Origin of the sequence: Bradyrhizobium sp. Mp27, assembly GCF_029953005.1 — a bacterium.
In the GTDB taxonomy this organism is placed as follows: Bacteria; Pseudomonadota; Alphaproteobacteria; order Rhizobiales; family Xanthobacteraceae; genus Bradyrhizobium; species Bradyrhizobium barranii.
Genome location: NZ_JASAUS010000520.1, coordinates 1 through 1,178 on the forward strand (window position 1 = coordinate 1; position 1,178 = coordinate 1,178).

Annotated in this window: 1 protein-coding gene and 2 pseudogenes; 1 reads left to right on the forward strand and 2 read right to left on the reverse strand. The window is 59.3% G+C overall.

Going from position 1 to position 1,178, the window contains the following annotated elements; translation table 11 throughout:
* Positions 1–197: pseudogene (locus QJT78_RS51455) on the reverse strand (hypothetical protein); the annotation flags it as partial.
* A 191-nt stretch (positions 198–388) separates the two neighbouring features.
* Between QJT78_RS51455 and QJT78_RS53430 the strand changes: the two are divergent.
* Positions 389–537 (forward strand): annotated as a pseudogene (locus QJT78_RS53430) (SOS response-associated peptidase); the annotation flags it as partial.
* Positions 538–789: 252 nt separating this feature from the next.
* Here QJT78_RS53430 and QJT78_RS51465 read toward each other — a convergent pair.
* Positions 790–1,011: a hypothetical protein gene (locus QJT78_RS51465; protein ID WP_038946060.1), complete on the reverse strand. Its 222-nt coding sequence runs from the start codon at positions 1,009–1,011 to the stop codon at positions 790–792.
* Positions 1,012–1,178 lie beyond the last annotated feature (167 nt).

Consider the following 1,178-nt stretch of genomic DNA (forward strand, 5'->3'; position numbering starts at 1 on the left):
TGAAGCTCTTGCCCGGGAAACAAACTCAAACTAACAGTCCCTTGTCCTGCCTCGCGGGTGGAGGAATTTGACTGACCACACCCGGAGGAATTTGAAGTGACCCGCGGGGGTTGTTCAGACCAGCTAAACGAGAACAGTGCCGCGCATGCGACAGTTGAGCCCGCAATTGCAAGTTTTGTTAGATGCATCTTTTTCATGAACTTGCTCCATTACTGGCTTGCCCCATGCTGAAAGAATTCTGCCTCACCGCCGGGTGGGCATTGCGCTAGAAGTAGCGAGCGTCAGCGAGGACATTAAGCTCGCCGTTCAGAGACAGGGTTACTACATGCGCAAGCTAACGGACTTTAAGAAGCGGTAGTCCGCAAAGCGCACGTGAAACCTCTACAGCATCACAACCAACCAAGCCGCGATCATCGCGCTGTTCCGCGTCGTCAACCGCTATGCCGGCAACCTCGCACCGATGCCGGTCGTGTTTCCGGGTTACCCGGCAACACTGACACCGGCCGCGAGCTGGCCATGATGCGCTGGGGCATGCCGCCGCCACCAAAGTTCGGCGGGCCACCGGTCACCAACATCCGCAATGCCGTCACCGCACTGGCCAGGCTGCCTGAAGCCGGAGAACCGCCGCCTTGTCCCGGCTAACAGCTTCTCCGAGCAACGTCCGCTGCCGGATGACGCGCTGAGGATCGTGGCGCGTGGCGCCGAAGGAGAACTAAGGCCGTCAAGTGAAAGTCGCCGTCGATCGACCTTACCGATCCCCAAGAGCTGCCCGCAAGAGTCTTGAGATCGCTACGCAGTCCAGCTCGGCAAGCGCGCGGCATCGCCGATTAATTTCTTGAAAGCCGAGCATTTCAGGCGCTCTAGGTCCCGTTCTCCGTCCGCCGCACGCGCCAGAAGATGTTCAGCAATTTCAAGCGCCGAAGCCGACTTCCGCTGATGGAAACGGGCGTCAAGCAGCACCTCGTCCAACGCGCGGCGCAATGTGGCTATCGTGGATGGATCGTAGCTCATGTCGGTCGTGTAGCCGACGCTGACAACAGTGAGATGACTGCCAAAGGACGCTGGGTCGAGCTATGGCGGAATCTGGGTGATGACGGTGTGAGGAAGGCGGCGTATCGAGGCGGGTGACGAGCCTGCCAGAACCTCTCGAGGAGAGCGATACGCCATGACCGAGACTA